Origin of the sequence: Paenibacillus sp. MER 180, from assembly GCF_023713665.1 — a bacterium.
GTDB lineage: Bacteria > Bacillota > Bacilli > Paenibacillales > Paenibacillaceae > Paenibacillus_B > Paenibacillus_B suaedae.
Genome location: NZ_JAMAVT010000007.1, coordinates 202,269 through 217,841, shown reverse-complemented (window position 1 = coordinate 217,841; position 15,573 = coordinate 202,269). Strand labels below are relative to the sequence as shown.

General features: G+C 49.6%; 13 protein-coding genes. 4 read left to right on the top strand and 9 right to left on the bottom strand.

What is annotated here, in order from left to right; genetic code table 11:
• Positions 1–151: 151 nt before the first annotated feature.
• The 7 genes from M3661_RS14090 to M3661_RS14060 all read right to left on the bottom strand — a co-directional run bounded on the left by M3661_RS14090 (position 152) and on the right by M3661_RS14060 (position 7,844).
• The gene (locus M3661_RS14090; protein ID WP_251486035.1) at positions 152–1,681 is read right to left on the bottom strand and encodes a PH domain-containing protein; all 1,530 of its coding nucleotides are present in this window, start codon (positions 1,679–1,681) and stop codon (positions 152–154) included.
• Positions 1,671–2,150 carry a PH domain-containing protein gene (locus M3661_RS14085; RefSeq protein ID WP_065291564.1) on the bottom strand — a complete coding sequence of 160 codons (480 nt, stop codon included), beginning with the start codon at positions 2,148–2,150 and terminating at the stop codon, positions 1,671–1,673. The genes M3661_RS14090 and M3661_RS14085 overlap by 11 nt, the downstream gene beginning before the upstream one ends.
• Before the next feature lie 26 nt (positions 2,151–2,176).
• Positions 2,177–3,226 (bottom strand): LolA family protein, encoded by a 1,050-nt coding sequence (locus M3661_RS14080; protein ID WP_251486032.1) that lies wholly within the window; start codon positions 3,224–3,226, stop codon positions 2,177–2,179.
• 2 nt (positions 3,227–3,228) lie between these two features.
• Positions 3,229–4,725, bottom strand: a complete 1,497-nt coding sequence (locus tag M3661_RS14075; protein ID WP_065291566.1) for a sensor histidine kinase — start codon at positions 4,723–4,725, stop codon at positions 3,229–3,231.
• The gene (locus M3661_RS14070) at positions 4,722–5,429 is read right to left on the bottom strand and encodes a response regulator transcription factor (protein ID WP_065291567.1); all 708 of its coding nucleotides are present in this window, start codon (positions 5,427–5,429) and stop codon (positions 4,722–4,724) included. Before M3661_RS14070 ends, M3661_RS14075 begins: the two co-directional genes overlap by 4 nt.
• A 242-nt stretch (positions 5,430–5,671) precedes the next feature.
• Complete coding sequence (locus M3661_RS14065) at positions 5,672–6,775, bottom strand: D-alanine--D-alanine ligase (RefSeq protein ID WP_251486029.1); 1,104 nt, start codon at positions 6,773–6,775, stop codon at positions 5,672–5,674.
• A gap of 61 nt (positions 6,776–6,836) precedes the next feature.
• Positions 6,837–7,844 (bottom strand): amidase domain-containing protein, encoded by a 1,008-nt coding sequence (locus tag M3661_RS14060; protein WP_251486026.1) that lies wholly within the window; start codon positions 7,842–7,844, stop codon positions 6,837–6,839.
• Between the two features lie 414 nt (positions 7,845–8,258).
• Between M3661_RS14060 and acnA the strand changes: the two genes are divergently transcribed.
• Positions 8,259–10,982 (top strand): aconitate hydratase AcnA, encoded by a 2,724-nt coding sequence (gene acnA / locus M3661_RS14055; protein WP_251486023.1) that lies wholly within the window; start codon positions 8,259–8,261, stop codon positions 10,980–10,982.
• A gap of 266 nt (positions 10,983–11,248) precedes the next feature.
• On the opposite strand, the gene M3661_RS14050 is transcribed toward acnA, so the two are convergent.
• Entirely contained in the window at positions 11,249–11,614 is a 366-nt protein-coding gene (locus M3661_RS14050; RefSeq protein WP_065291570.1) for a winged helix-turn-helix transcriptional regulator, read from the bottom strand.
• Between the two features lie 184 nt (positions 11,615–11,798).
• On the opposite strand from M3661_RS14050, the gene M3661_RS14045 reads away from it, so the two are divergent.
• Positions 11,799–12,527 (top strand): SDR family oxidoreductase, encoded by a 729-nt coding sequence (locus M3661_RS14045; RefSeq protein WP_065291571.1) that lies wholly within the window; start codon positions 11,799–11,801, stop codon positions 12,525–12,527.
• 88 nt (positions 12,528–12,615) lie between these two features.
• Here M3661_RS14045 and M3661_RS14040 read toward each other — a convergent pair whose 3' ends face one another.
• Entirely contained in the window at positions 12,616–13,314 is a 699-nt protein-coding gene (locus tag M3661_RS14040; protein WP_251486235.1) for an ArsR/SmtB family transcription factor, read from the bottom strand.
• Between the two features lie 130 nt (positions 13,315–13,444).
• On the opposite strand from M3661_RS14040, the gene M3661_RS14035 reads away from it, so the two are divergent.
• Together M3661_RS14035 and M3661_RS14030 are read left to right on the top strand one after the other, a co-directional pair.
• Positions 13,445–14,065, top strand: a complete 621-nt coding sequence (locus M3661_RS14035; RefSeq protein ID WP_251486008.1) for a flavin reductase family protein — start codon at positions 13,445–13,447, stop codon at positions 14,063–14,065.
• A gap of 207 nt (positions 14,066–14,272) precedes the next feature.
• Positions 14,273–15,358, top strand: a complete 1,086-nt coding sequence (locus tag M3661_RS14030; RefSeq protein WP_251486005.1) for a glycosyltransferase family 61 protein — start codon at positions 14,273–14,275, stop codon at positions 15,356–15,358.
• Positions 15,359–15,573: the final 215 nt, after the last annotated feature.

Sequence of the window (15,573 nt, the reverse complement as noted above, 5' to 3'; positions counted from 1 at the left end):
TGACGCGAATACGTCGAAAAAGTTGCGTTTTTGTAACCATTTTACCAATAAAATGTATATTTATCGGACTATGGTCACCCTTCGTCTGAGCGTTTTGCACCATAGTTTTACAGAACATAAAAAAAACAGGAGGATTCCCCCTCCTGTTTGGTTATTCAGGTTTGTGACGGCTGTACCATTGCCGTACACGTGCGACGTCGCGGTCGTCGAAACATGTCGCAGTATAGGAATGTCCGCTCATAATCGTAACATGTAGGGAGCGAATATTACGCTGACGCTGAAAGTAACTGTCTTTCGTTGAAAGCGAGACAATATGCGGTCTCAACATATAGCAGGACTTTCTAGCGATCATACGGCTTCGCATCATTAGCTGCTTATTCTGGATACCAATTCCCGCGTCCTTAAGTCGCAGTGTCCCCATCCCGAGCAATATCGGCATTAGGAGCCACAGCCAATGGGCCATATTCCCCTGCCACCAATAGAGCAGTCCGTAAGTGGTAAGGAAGAGCAGCAGTTCCATACGAATATAGTACCACCAGGCCCGACCAGGCGGACGATGCTGCACAGCATCGTCCGCCAATTCAACCTGCGGTACAAAATGGGCTAACAAATGCGGAAGATCCCGAACCCGAATAAGCGGATGCAGCAGCAAGGATTCTTTCTTATCTGCTGACAGCACTCCGACCTCCACCTGTGCGTACCCGAGCAGCTGACGAAGCATGCCCTCCTTCACAATGATTTCCTGCACTCGGCCTGGCTTGAAGACGTTCACCTTCTTCTCGAACAGTCCGTAGGAAATGACAATCTCGTCCCCCTGCACCACCGCTGTAAATCGATAGTACTTCGCTACGAACAACAGTGTTGAGATGAGCCATGCAAGTATGAGACCACCGACTCCGAGCACGACATAAGTCAGATGGCTTGGGATCGCGGACATCATCTGATCCATTAGTCTTTGCATCAGCCCATCTGGCAGAATCAGCTTCAGCAGGTCATCTGCGAAGTTCGTAATCGCCAAATAGAAGGCAAGCAGCATGCCTAAATGGATCGTTGTCGCCGAGGATAGGAATAATGTTCCTACCTTCAGCCTTATGTCCCGTGCGAACAAGCCCGCCTCCTCTGACGGTGTGTCCTGATCCATCTTATCCACGCCTGCTGTCGCACGGACGTTGTTACTAGGCAGCATATGATTAGCGCCTGCCGTCTTAGGTATATCGCCGCTCTCTAGACCGATCTGCGGAGTACTCTGCTTGCGCTGCGTTAAAATAGTGCGCAATTCCTCCGCATGTGCAAGCGACAATGTAGGCAGCACGCCATCTCCATCCGCATCTCCACCAGGCGTCTCAATCTTCAACTGAGCTGTCCGGCTTACACGCTGCAGGAAGGACTGCTCCAAGCGTACCGAGTGAATGCGCCGATAGAAGATTGTTTTTTCTTCCCGAATCCAAATCCCTTTATTGATGACGAGCTTATCTTCCTCGAAGCGGAAGGTGAACCTTCTCCAATCCAACACCGCATCTACGATTGCATAGACAACAATGGCGGCAAAAAGAATCTGCATCCACGAGTGATCCTTAGCCTTCCATGCGTAGAGAATGAGGAAAGGCCATATGGCCTTGGCTACCTGTAGAATCGAAAATCCCATGTGCAGTGGATGAAGGCGCATCTCCTTATTCTTCATGGTCATCCACCTTCGCCAGCTCTGCAATTTTGGCCTTTAGCCGCTCCGCTTCTTCCTCTTGGACTGCCAGAATCCGATGAGTCGTCGCCGCAGTGACGACTGACAATTGCGAGAGCCCATACTTGCGCAGCAGCGGCCCGCGTTCTGTCTCTACATGCTGTACGCGATTCATAGGTACAATCGTATGTTTCAAATAAATAACTCCTGATTGAATGTGCAGCTCTTCCTCAAATACTTCGAATGCAAAATAACGATAAGTCAGTACCGGTTCAATCCATACGAACCAAATGAAAGACAACACCCATAATCCTGATGCAATCCAAGCGGGGTACTGTATCCAACCCTGTACAGAAGCGATAATAACATAGGCAATAATGACTGCGGCCATAATGCCATGTGAAATGACGCCTGCAATGCGAGATGCCTTCCTATAATCAGGATGCAACTTTTGCCCCAGCTTACTCTCCATCTATATCCCCCTCCAACCATCGGGACTTATTTACTCATGCCCTCTGCAATCTTGATTAGTTCTTCTTGCGTAACATCTGGGTTCGACGGAATCATCGTGTAACGGAATCCATCCTCGTCCCACGTAAGCGAGTGTATTTCGTCCCAATACCATCCTGATTTCCCGCGCACCGTTACTGCTGTGCCCAGATCTCTTTGTGCGTCGGCAGGTGTCTTGAACAGACTGACACTTACATAAGATATACCGTTTTTGTCATACTCCAAAGAGATTTCCGTACGCTTCATCTCTCCCTCTAACTGCGCCAACTCTATCTTCTTCAACGAAAAATCCTTATCCGTTATTTGTAGAAATGGGGCTCCTGCCGCTTTCTTCGCTTCCTCCAGTGATACCTGCTTCGCCGGGTTCAGCTCATTGATGTCACGCACCGGAATATCTTTCGGTATGCTCAACTGGAACGTATCTGCCGTGAACTTCGGCGCCATATCCAGCTTCGTATATTCGAAAGTGGATTTGACCGCACCGCTATCGATTTTGCTCTTTGTCACCATCCAAGTAGATTGATCGACCCATAACTCCATTTGCTTCAGCAGGGCATCCTTCTTTTTGGATGAAGCCTTAATATGAACCGTTTGATGTTCGCCTACTTTTTCGTCTCCCATCGATTCAATACGATACGATTTGTTCAAATGTTCCAGCATATTTTTCAACTGCTCCCGCTGCGTCATCGACCGCATCCCGTCACCTACGTCCATTTTGAACGCTTGCCGATTATGCTCATCCCATACCGTAATCAGCTTGCCGTCACTCACAGATATGGCTCGCTCATTGTCCTTAATTACTTCTTCCCGCTTCTTCTTCGTCTCTGCATCCGACCATTCCTTCAGGATATAACGCTCAGTTTCTTTGCCGTTCTCATAAGAAACCGTAACACCTTCCGCGTAGTAGGAGACTTCCTTCTTACCCGCTTCCAGCGCTTGACTCACGAGTTGTTCCCCGCTCAATTTCACCGAACTGGTACAGCCTGTAAAGATCAAGCTGCTTGCTAGTAATAGACTGCCTGCAAATCGGAACATCATCTTCATTCATCCTCTCTGTCTGATCCTTGTTCGTAACTAAATCGACAGGCCAATAATGTGCCATGCGCCGCAGCCGACCATACGCCGATGCTCCCGCCATGCCGCTCCGCGATCATTTTTGCGATACTAAGTCCTAGTCCAGATGCTCCGCCATTACGAGACTTCGTCCTCGCCATGTCAGCCTGGTAAAAAGGTTGGAACAGCTTCTCAATATGCTGTGGCTCTATCTCTTCGCCTTCATTCTGAACGAGCAGCACTAGCGCATTCCCTCTCCAAGCCTGAACACGGTCAACAAACGCCGGGAACAGCCATTCCGGCAGCGGCTGATTCTCTGAAAAAGCCCCCAGCCAAATCGTTTTCCCATGCGGCGTATACCGGTTTGCATTCCCCATCAAATTATCCACGAGTCTCATCATCTGCTTCGCATGGAATGGATAGACGCCGGCCACCTCATTTCGAATGTCGAGATGAATGCCTCGCTGCGCACAAACCGCATCATATCCCGAGAACAGCATATCGAACAGTTCTTCCCCGTCCACGAGGACTTGCTCTTGCCCATCCCCGTTCTCCGTAGAACGAAGTGCTGTGTAGGTCGCCAGATCGTCCAGCATCTGCTGCATGTAGCCGATTTTATCAAGCATAATGCCGAAGTATTCCTTCTTCTCATCCGCTGTTACTTGCTTATCTTGCTGCAACGATTCCGCATATGCTCGAATGGAGGTAAGCGGCGTCTTCAGGTCATGGGACAACGATGCGACCATGTAATCCCGCTCCCGCTGCTCCGCAGCAATTTGCGCTCTGGCCTGCCCAACCTGCTCTCTCATGTCGTGAAAATGGGTAATCAGGGCTCCCATCTCGTCCTTGGAGCTGCGGCTAATATCAGGAACAAGCTCATTGCGTGCAAATGCAGTCATCTGCCGCATCAACTGCTTCATTGGAAGATTCAGCTTCCGCTGAATAACAATAAGCGCCGCGCCATATAGGGCAATAAAAAACAGCACGGCACAACCAATGACGATATACGTCCTATATTGGAAGGCGTTAAGCCACTTTTCGCGTACCATCGTGACTTCATAGAACCCAATAAGTGTTCCTTTCTCGAACATGGGCTTTTTCAACGTATACGTATCATGGCTCTGCTCCAGCTTGTACAGGTTCTCATACAATTGCTCCGGATTGACACGATACATGGATGGAAGCAGCTTGTTCTCCATCGATGTGAATACTTGAACGCCATCTGCCCGATACAGTGTGATCTTGAGCGAGTGATCTGCGACTCGACTGACCGCTTGGAACTTGTCCTGCGGCTGGATGCGATACAGCGAAGGCGCTGCTATAACCTGCTCCACTTCACTTAGGCGCTCCATCACATCCATATATTCAGCTAATCCTTCCCGTTCATCATAGGACTGCAGCAGCCCGAATAAAGCAGCAAATGCCACGAGCGGCAGAATCATAACGACAAGACAAGTGATCATCAGCCAATGTGTAATCTTCATCCGCGCCGCTCACCAATGAACCGATAGCCCGTTCCCCACACCGTCTGTATATAAGTAGGATTGCGTACGTCATCTCCAAGCTTCATACGCAGACTCTTAATATGAACGGACACCGTATTATTGCCCTCGGCATCGGCCTGCTGCCACACATGCTCATACAGCTCCTTCTTCGTAAACGCACGCTGCGGGTGATGAGCAAGAAGTACGAGAAGCGCCCATTCCTTGACTGTTAGGGCGATGGACTGATCTCCTACGCTTGCGAGCTGGTGATCCTCGTCAATAACGAGCCCGCCCTCGAAGGACAAGCTGTTCGTTGAGGCTTCTGTCCCATCCGTATAACGCTTGAATCTTCGCAGATGCGAATCGATTCTAGCCGTAAGCTCGGACAAGCTGAACGGCTTCGTCACGTAATCATCCGCCCCGAGCTTCAAGCCCTGTACCTTGACCTCATCCTCGAGCCGCGCACTTACTATAAGAAGCGGAACGTTGCTCGACAGCCGGATATTTTTACACAAGGTGAACCCATCCATCTCCGGCAGCATCAAGTCAACGATAACCATGTCATAAGCACCGCTGCGGAAGTCCTCCCATCCCTCCAGTCCTGTGGAAGACCAGGTGACCTCGTATCCTTCCCGGCGCAAATGATCTCTAACAATTCTCGCGATTTCTCTATCATCTTCGACAAGTAATATGTTCGCATTCATGTGTCCCTCGCTCCTTGTCCACATTATAATTGTTCCTAAGCTGCATCCTTCGGATTTCATACTTTCTTTATAAAAGCAGCCACAATTGGATAGACCATATGCATCCTCGTTATTACCATAAAAAATGGGCCTGCCCTGCAAGTAGTTGCTCTACCCACAAGACAGCCCATTCTATTTCTTCCTATTTAAAATAGGTTACGCAAGTTCCGTATTCGTAACCTGCAATAACTCAAGCCTTCTGCTTATACATTTTCAAAATAAAGCTGCTGCTTCATTTTGTAGCGTTCCATTGCTAATTGAATCAAACGATCCAGCAGCGCTCCGTACGCAATCCCTGTTTCCTTCCACATGAGCGGATACATGCTAAAAGGCGTGAAGCCGGGCATCGTATTCACTTCATTGATGAATACCTGCATATCCGAACGTCGTACGAAGAAGTCGACGCGAGACAAGCCGGAGCCGTCAATCGCTCGGAATGCAAGTACCGCCATCTCGCGCAGACGATCCAGAAGCTCTTCGTCCAGCGGAGCTGGGATAACGATTTGCGATTTGCCATCGATATATTTTGCTTTGTAATCGTAGAACTCACCGGAAGACACAATTTCGCCTGGCACGGATGCTTCTGCTTCGTCATTGCCAAGCACGCTGACTTCTACTTCGCGAGCGTCTACGAACTCTTCTACAATTACCTTGCGGTCATAGCGAAGCGCAACCTCGATTGCCTGCTTCAGCTCGGCATCATTGCGCGCCTTCGAAATGCCTACCGACGAACCCAAGTTAGCTGGCTTAATGAAGCATGGGTAGCCAAGTTCTGATTCAATATTGGCCATCACATCGGCTTGATGATGCTCCCATTCGCTGCGAATGAAGTGAACATATTTGCATTGCGGCAAGCCGGCATGCGCAAATACTTGCTTCATGACAGCCTTATCCATACCTACGGATGATGCCAATACACCTGCGCCGACATAAGGCACATTCGCCATTTCGAACAAGCCTTGGATCGTTCCGTCTTCCCCGTTCGTTCCATGAATAAGCGGGAACATAACATCGATGCCGTTCCCAGCATTTCCGGTGCTGTCGACTCGAGCGAACAGCATTTCCATTGCGTCCTTCGTGTAACCGGCAGCGCCTTCTAATGTCAGCTCTGATTTATCGCTAAATGGTTGATGACGCAATTCTCCTACGCGCCATTCCCCTGTCTTCGTAATATAGAATGGAATAATATCATACTTCTCGTAATCCATTGCTCCCATCACGGCAAATGCCGTCGATAACGATACTTCGTGTTCTCCTGATTTGCCGCCGTACACCAAGCCGACGCGCATCTTCTCCTGTTGTCCCATAATTCCCTCCGTCAGCGCATCAAGCGCCTGTTGTCCCTCCTACGCTGTCCATGCTGCTCCTCTACAGAGCATCAATTATATGGAAGAAGCGATATTGCGTAGCCTCAGTCCAAGCGTAAGAATCCTGATAGTCCCAATAACGGTGACGGCTGTTCGTCGTATGCGCATTAATGAGCGGCATGCCGTTTGCATCAAATGCAGTTACGATCGTCGTGTGTTGGAAATGGCCATCTCCATCCCAATCATAGGCGATAACGTCGCCAAGCTGCAGATCAGTTGGCTGTGCAACCAGCTCTGCCCGCAAGCCAGATGCGCTATTAGCAAGCAAGCGCTCTAGACTGTTCGCGACCGCCCAGCTGTAGCTCCAGCTCTCCTGACCGTTGACCATTCCTTTATACCACCAGCCCGTTTCTCTTCTACCAGTATAGTTCATAGGCACCCCCCCTGCAAAGAGACATTGGGAGACATAATTGGTGCAATCGACCTCAAACGACAGAAAACGGGGATTAGGCTCGTTCCACCATTGTTCTGCATATTGTACCGCTCTCTCCCGCCGATAGGGGGAAGACTTCTGCGTCCGCATATTCATGCCTAACACATCATGATTCAGTAGGGGCATCGAGCGGTTCTGCCTCTCGGCATAATGCTGCGCCTCATAATTCTCGTCATCCAGCTTGCTGCCATGACGCTCATGGGCCGGTGTTTCTACTCTTGTAATAATCCAGCTGTCACCGTCTCGGTTCAAGGTCAATCGCTCGATGTCAATTCGCTCATCGAACAAGGACACACCCTGCTGGTCATACTCGCGCTGGACGTGGAACTCTACATCGACAGCCACTTCTCCATCGCCTTCATGCTTGCGTACGATTTTAGCCTTTGTCTCGCTCTTAAGCGGTATTGTCCCGCGTTCGCGATACCATAATTTCAATCTTCTAGCCCGCTCGCTGGCCTTCATGACATACTCCATATCCTCGATGGGTGCCTGAACCGCATAATTCCGATCATCCACTTCTGAGCGATTGTGCTGATCTACATAGAGATACAGCGTATTTTTCCAATCTTGCCGCATGCTACTGCCTCCTTGTACGGGCGCGCCTCCGGCGGACAACCGTCCTTGAAAGCCGCGGAATATTGCTACCATATATATGCGTCATCCACATCGCTCATGTCCTGTGGAATGCCCTTGGGAAGCACGGTTATCAATTGTGTGCTTAGGGCTACGAATCTGCTCTTTATCGAACAAACGACCAGACATCACAAATATGTGCGAAAAGCACGTACATTTAGGCATTTTTATGCAGAAAAACCTCTTTACGCTCATACGGGAACACGCTATACTGGAGATGTGAAGCAATTATGAAATAACGTTTCATCTAGTGGAACTAATAGAAAAAAATTAACTACCTGCATACCTGCCAGCACACGTGAATCAGATGCATCACCAAGCAAGAGATGAACACAGAACCAAGAAGGAGGTTTCTCTATGGCAAGAACAGATGCTTTTTCTACAGCACGCGAGTTAACCGTCGGCAATCATTCCTATCGCTACTACAGCTTGGAAGCGTTCGAGGCGCAAGGCAACGATATTTCCCGCCTTCCATTTTCGATCAAGGTGCTGCTTGAAGCAGCCCTGCGCCAATTCGACGGCCGCGCCATTACGAAGGATCACGTGAACCAGATCGCCAATTGGGCGAATGGCCGTGATGAGAATAAAGAGATTCCATTCATTCCAGCACGTATCGTGCTTCAGGACTTCACAGGCGTACCCGTTGTTGTCGATCTGGCAGCGATGCGAGATACGGTGAAAAAAGCCGGTGGAGATCCGAAGCAAATTAATCCGCTTGTTCCGGTCGATCTCGTTATTGACCACTCTGTCATGGTTGATGCATTCGGCACCAAGGATGCACTCGAATATAACATGAACGTGGAATTTGAGCGCAACGAAGAGCGCTACCGCTTCCTTCGCTGGGCGCAAACGGCGTTCGACAACTTCCGTGCGGTACCACCTGCAACAGGTATCGTTCACCAAGTGAACTTGGAATACCTCGCTTCCGTAGCGGCTACGAAGCAGGTTGACGGCGTTACTGAAGTATATCCTGACTCGCTCGTTGGTACAGACTCGCATACGACGATGATCAATGGTCTTGGCGTTGTAGGCTGGGGCGTTGGCGGTATTGAAGCAGAAGCAGGCATGCTCGGACAGCCGCTCTACTTCGTTACACCAGAGGTTATCGGCTTCAAGCTGACAGGCAGCTTGGCGGAAGGCGCTACGGCGACTGACCTTGCACTGACAGTTACCCAAATGCTGCGCAAGAAGGGCGTAGTCGGCAAGTTCGTTGAATTCTTCGGTCCAGGCCTTGGGAACATCAGCTTGGCTGACCGTGCAACTGTAGCGAACATGGCTCCAGAATACGGAGCAACGATCGGCTTCTTCCCTGTTGATCAAGAGACATTGAACTACATGAGTTTGACTGGCCGCTCCGAAGAGCAAATCGAGCTCGTGAAGGCTTATTATACAGCCCAAGGCTTATTCCGCACGGAGGCTACCGAAGATCCGGCATTCACAGATGTCATTGAATTGGATCTCGGCTCGATCGTACCAAGCTTGGCTGGTCCGAAGCGTCCGCAAGACCGTGTAGAGCTGACGAACATGAAGCAATCCTTCCTTGATATCGTGCGCACGCCGATCGATAAGGGTGGATATGGTCTGAGCGACGAGAAGATCGAACAGCAAGTTGCGGTTACTCATCCGAACGGTGAGACAACACAGCTGAAGACAGGTGCTGTCGTAATCGCGGCTATCACTAGCTGTACGAATACGTCCAATCCTAGCGTAATGATCGGTGCAGGTCTAGTTGCAAAGAAAGCGGTAGAGCGCGGCTTGAAGAAGCCTGCTTACGTGAAGAGCAGCTTGACTCCTGGTTCCCTGGTCGTTACCGAATATTTGAACAAATCCGGCTTGATCGAGCCGCTGGAAGCGCTCGGCTTCCATGTTGCCGGCTACGGCTGCGCAACATGTATCGGCAACTCCGGTCCGCTTCCTGACGAAGTAAGCAAGGCAATCGCAGATGAGGATATGACCGTTGCCGCTGTCTTGTCCGGTAACCGCAACTTCGAAGGCCGTGTCCATGCTCAGGTGAAGGCGAACTATCTTGCTTCTCCTCCACTGGTTGTGGCATATGCACTTGCGGGTACAGTCAACATTGACCTTGCGAACGAGCCGCTTGGCTACGACAGCAACAATGAACCTGTATTCTTGCAGGACATCTGGCCAACATCCGAAGAAATCAAGGAAGCTGTTGCTCAAGCGATTACACCGGATATGTTCCGTGATAAATACGAAAATGTATTTACTCAAAACGAGCGTTGGAACTCCATTCCGGTTCCAGAAGGCGAGTTGTACGAGTGGGATGAGAAGTCCACGTACATTCAGAATCCTCCGTTCTTCTCGAACCTTGGTTCTGATTTGAACGATATCGCAGATATCCGCGACGCGAAGGTATTAGCGCTGCTCGGCGATTCCGTAACGACTGACCATATCTCGCCAGCCGGCAATATTAAGGTCGACAGCCCTGCTGGACAATACTTGATCGATAATGGCGTAACTCGTCAGGACTTCAACTCCTACGGTTCCCGCCGCGGCAACCATGAGGTCATGATGCGCGGTACATTCGCAAACATCCGTATCCGCAACCAAATAGCGCCAGGCACAGAAGGCGGCGTAACGAAGTACTTGCCTACGGATGAAGTGATGTCCATCTATGATGCTTCCATGAAGTATCAAGCAGACGGTACAAACCTGATCGTAATCGCTGGTAAAGAATACGGTACAGGAAGCTCCCGCGACTGGGCTGCGAAGGGCACTTACCTGCTCGGCGCAAAAGCTGTTATCGCCGAAAGCTTCGAACGTATCCACCGTTCCAACCTGGTCGGCATGGGCGTTCTGCCGCTTCAATTCCAAGACGGCAACAGCTGGCAGACTCTCGCCTTGACTGGAACGGAAACATTCAGCATCGTAGGCTTGTCCAACAACGTGGAGCCAGGTCAATCTCTGCAAGTTGTGGCAACTCGCGAAGACGGTACGCAATTCGAATTCCCGGTAACAGTTCGTCTCGACAGCATGGTCGATGTCGACTACTACCATAACGGCGGCATCCTGCAAACGGTTCTTCGCCAAATGATCGCGCAAGAGCGCTCGCACGCGTAACTATAATTAATCTCGGCCCAACATGGTCAACATGAAGAGCCCCCTTATCGACGATATTGGCTGGACACCTAGTGTGTTCCTCCAATAAAGCATAAGGGGGCTTTTTTATAAGTGTATAAAAAAAGAGAAGTACCTGTACGTAATGTATGGCTAGAATAGGTAATAGACTAGCTCAATTCTCAGACTCTGCTACTGTTACTTCAGTTACTGTTACTGTTACTGTTACTGTTACTGTTACTGTTGCTGCCTCTGACTCAGCCCCGACATCAACCTTGGCCCCTTCCCCCTCCTTCATCCCGCTGTTGGCCATGGATGAACTTCAAATGTTCTCTCCCCCAGCTGCACATACTATCGAGAACAGTAACCAAGGATTGTCCATGCTCCGAGAGACGGTATTCCACCCGAGGCGGCACCTCCGGATAGACGATCCGCTCAATAAGCTGATCTTGTTCCAGCTCCCGTAACTGTTTGGCCAGCGTGCCTTGGGTGACATCTGGAATGATCCGCCGCAATTCCCCAAATCGTTGGGTGCCATTGATTACTAGAATAAATAGAATGAGAGGCTTCCACTTGCCTCCGATTCGCTCAAGCGTCGTCATCACGCCAAGTAATCGCGGCTCCTGCAAATCCATCACTTCATTCACCTCGCAAGGGATATGTTGTCCTATATTTTTAAATAAATGTCCTGCCCTCCAATTCCTTAGCCTGTCAAAAAGTACGATTTTTCGTACTAAGTACGATGAAAGTGTCTACTTGGCACCCTTCTCTACTTGTTCCATAATAACGTCGAATTACAAGTGAGAGGAGTCAAGATCTATGTCTACGATTTCATTACACAAGCAACGTGTTGTCATTATTGGAGGGAGCTCGGGAATTGGCTTGGAGACGGCCAAGCAAGCCGCTGAACAAGGAGCTTCCATCGTGCTTGCCAGCCGTTCCGCAGATAAATTGGAGCAAGCCCGTCAGCTATTAGGGACAGATGTGACAGAGACTTATACGTTGGATAATCGCGATGAGTATCAACTCGAGCGCCTCTTTGAAACGGTTGGCCCATTTGATCATTTATTCACGCCTGGGGCTTCGTATGTTCGCGGCCCGATTACATCAACGCTTGAAGTAGCTCGCAGCTGCTTCGACGCCAAGTTCTGGCCGCAATACCATGCGGTTAAATACGGGCTGCCGTACTTGAACCACAGCGGCTCCATCGTGCTGATGTCAGGTGCATTTAGTCAACGTCCCCTTGACGACGGCGCATCATACGCCGCTTGCAATGGAGCCATCGAAAGTCTTGGCAAAGCCTTAGCCGTAGAGCTAGCACCCATTCGCGTGAATGTCATCTCTCCGGGGACAGTTCGAACGCCCTTCAACTGGGAAGGTGCAGAACAGGCCATACGAGAGCAGGCCTATGAGCAATCTGCGCGCCTTAACTTGCTTGGCAGGGTAGGAGATGTCGAAGAAGCCGCGCATACAGTTATCTACTTAATGACGAACGGCTATACAACAGGAAGCACGCTGTATCCTGATGGAGGTTACCTTCTACGTTAACCAAGGCAAGTCATATTACGGCAATGACACGCTCTCCACCATGACTGGCTGCCCTATCGAGTCCATTCTGTATGGAGAGCTGTTCACATCACAACTCCGCAAGGATCGTTAGGTCAATTTCGAACGTTTCTTTCAAGCCTGCTATCCCCGCCTCCGTTATATGAATGGCTCTCGTATCCGGCAGCCGCTTCATCCAGCCTAGCTCCAGCATTCTTTCTAATAACGCGTTGCCTAGTGCTCCTGCCAGATGGTGGCGACGCTCGCTCCAATCCAAGCATTTCAATATATAGGCGCGCCGTTTCTTATGCGTCTCTACCAGATCTATATGAAATGCCGTGAAAAACGCCTCGCCTTGCTCTGTAATCTGATAAGTCTCCCCGACATCTTCCATCAATTCCATTCGCAGAAGAGCATCTGTCACCTGTACGCCCACACGCCCGGCGAGGTGATCGTAGCAAGTGCGCGCATAACGGATTTTCTTATCTTCATTGTGCTGCTTCAATGACTTGATCGGAACAGGAGGCGCAATTGATAGTAAAGTCTCCATCACATGAGCGACCTCTTGATTCCGAATGCCGTAATAGCGGTGTCGCCCCTGCTTCTCCATCGTGATGACATCGGCTTCGATCATTTTGGCCAAGTGGAAGCTGGCAGTTTGCGGCTTAATTCCAGCCATAGAAGCAAGCTCGCTCGCTGGGTGAAATCGGCCATCCAACAGTGCCGTCAACATAGCAGCACGAGAGCAATCGCTGACAAGCGAAGCGATGACAGCTGTATTGGCATCCATTTGTCTAGACACGACATTCCCCTCCTTGATTGTCAAGATTGTATTTCATACTTCGATGATAATGGAACTATTTACGTTTTACAATGCAGAGGTATGAACAAAGAACCCGACCATAGGAGGCACAATGAATATGGAAATGATGAAGAAGATGATGTCTGCAAGAAGCATTCAGCCGAAAGTTTTGTATTATGGGACTCCGGTCATATTGTTGAACACATTAAATGAAGATGGAACCACCAATATAAGCCCCTTGTCTTCATCTTGGGCCTTAGGAAATTGTATTGTACTGGGGATTGGACTTGGAGGCAAAGCGATTGAAAATATACAGCGCCATCCGCAATGCGTCATCAACGTTCCGAGCCCTGAGCTGTGGGGCAATGTCGAGAAGCTGGCTCCCTATACAGGAAAGCAGCAGGTTCCCGAATTCAAACAGCACATCGGAATTCACTATCATTCAGATAAATATGGAGTGAGCGAATTGACGCCAACTGAATCAACTGTCGTACAGCCGAGCCGTATTGCAGAGTGCCCCATTCAAATCGAGGCACAGGTGAGACATATTCGTGTCCCCGAGCATACTTCATTTATGGCAATTGTCGAGACGGAAGCCATTCAAGTTCATGCCCACGAGGATATTCTCATCGACGATAATCATATTGACCCTCAGAAATGGAGCCCTCTGATTTATAACTTCCGCCATTACTTCGGATTGGGGGCCCAGCTGGGCAAGACATACCGCGCAGAAACATAAAGCAATAAAAAAACGCTGTACCGGAGAGAAACAACCCTTTTTCCGGTCAGCGAGCCTATCCTTCCAAGCCAAAAACGTCTATGAAATGTGCATCTCCCCCTTTAGAGCCGCCCTCGCTGCCTCTTACTCTTTGGCATACTCTACTCATAAAGTCTACTATTCGTTGCATATTGCAACTGAAGCAATCTGCAAAAGGAGGACTGGAGAGTGAACGTATTTCCGCATCTTACTTATCAGCGAACACGGGACTGGGCTGCCGGAGCCGCTCTCAACCTTCAACAGTTTCAAGAAATGTATCGTGTGCTTTACCCGGCAGAAACGATTATTCTTCCTCCTCCCAAAGGAGTAGACACGCCTCGCTGGGGATCTATATGTCACTTTGATGAAGCATTCGTGGCCGTTATACCAGGGGGAAGGGTCATGACTGGAAGCGGTCACGTGGTAACCCCTGACCACCGCCGGCTTCAAGACGTAGAACTCCCCCCTTATCCTTACCCGTTCAATGAGCTTCCTGAGCCGCAATATACATCAGAAACTGTTGCCACATTAATGTGGGGCTATAATGTTCCCGGAACTGCATATCACCAAGCTATTTTCGGGCACTGGTTTTTTGATTATTTGACCCGCATTCATTTGTTGGAGCAGAGCGGAATCGCTATCGACAAATATTTGGTTGGCCAACTGACACATTCTTTCCAATATGAATCGCTGCAAATGCTCGGCTTTCCGATAGAAAAGTTAATACAGGTTGACCGTAACGATTTCCATTTGGTCGCAAACAAGCTGGTCGTGCCGGCCGTACCATTCCTTATTGGCGGATGCCCGAGCTGGGCCAGTCAATACATTCGCACCCGTCTGAAAAATACTTCCATTGCTCCTCGTCCTGGCTATGAGCGAATCTACGTTAGCCGCCAAGATGCGTTCGTTCGACACGTCATTAATGAAGAAGAAGTCATGCAAGTTTTGGCCGAGAAGGGCTTCGTCCGCATTGTGCTTACACCACTGTCCACGGCTGAAAAGATTGCAATTTATTCTTCAGCGCAAGTTATCGTTTCGCCGTTCGGAAGCGGGAGCATTAACACCGTGTTCTGCAATCCAGGCTCTACATTGATCGAACTGACGCCGTTAACAGTTATGGATAGTTACTTTTGGAAAATTAGCAATTATGCAGGTATGAATTACTATGAGGTTCTATGTAATATCGAGCAGCCGCCAAAGCAGCTCGCTGGCTTTGATAACCTGATCGTCGACATCGACAAGCTGAAGCGCGTCCTTCATATGGCAGGCATTTAGGTTGTGCCTGCCATATGTAGCGATTAGCACAGAGCTATGCAAGGACACGCCGCTTGCTGGCTGTATCTTCCGGTTAAATGCAAATGTGAACGACTCGCGTCCTCTCTCATCCGCCTGATGATGACCAAATGATAGGTATCCGCATAGTATGAAGCACATAATTCGAAGAGCTTCCACGCTTCCGAAACCTATGTTAACGCTTACATTATGGGAGG

What these genes read in the sequence shown, in the direction of transcription:
- M3661_RS14035 (WP_251486008.1), top strand. Translation starts at nt 13,445, where the DNA reads ATGGAAATGATGAAGAAGATGATGTCTGCAAGAAGCATTCAGCCGAAA.
- M3661_RS14050 (WP_065291570.1), bottom strand. Translation starts at nt 11,614, where the DNA reads ATGGATTTGCAGGAGCCGCGATTACTTGGCGTGATGACGACGCTTGAG.
- M3661_RS14070 (WP_065291567.1), bottom strand. Translation starts at nt 5,429, where the DNA reads ATGAATGCGAACATATTACTTGTCGAAGATGATAGAGAAATCGCGAGA.
- M3661_RS14045 (WP_065291571.1), top strand. Translation starts at nt 11,799, where the DNA reads ATGTCTACGATTTCATTACACAAGCAACGTGTTGTCATTATTGGAGGG.
- M3661_RS14085 (WP_065291564.1), bottom strand. Translation starts at nt 2,150, where the DNA reads ATGGAGAGTAAGCTGGGGCAAAAGTTGCATCCTGATTATAGGAAGGCA.
- M3661_RS14040 (WP_251486235.1), bottom strand. Translation starts at nt 13,314, where the DNA reads ATGGATGCCAATACAGCTGTCATCGCTTCGCTTGTCAGCGATTGCTCT.
- M3661_RS14080 (WP_251486032.1), bottom strand. Translation starts at nt 3,226, where the DNA reads ATGATGTTCCGATTTGCAGGCAGTCTATTACTAGCAAGCAGCTTGATC.
- M3661_RS14090 (WP_251486035.1), bottom strand. Translation starts at nt 1,681, where the DNA reads ATGAAGAATAAGGAGATGCGCCTTCATCCACTGCACATGGGATTTTCG.
- M3661_RS14060 (WP_251486026.1), bottom strand. Translation starts at nt 7,844, where the DNA reads ATGCGGCAAGATTGGAAAAATACGCTGTATCTCTATGTAGATCAGCAC.
- acnA (WP_251486023.1), top strand. Translation starts at nt 8,259, where the DNA reads ATGGCAAGAACAGATGCTTTTTCTACAGCACGCGAGTTAACCGTCGGC.
- M3661_RS14065 (WP_251486029.1), bottom strand. Translation starts at nt 6,775, where the DNA reads ATGGGACAACAGGAGAAGATGCGCGTCGGCTTGGTGTACGGCGGCAAA.
- M3661_RS14075 (WP_065291566.1), bottom strand. Translation starts at nt 4,725, where the DNA reads ATGAAGATTACACATTGGCTGATGATCACTTGTCTTGTCGTTATGATT.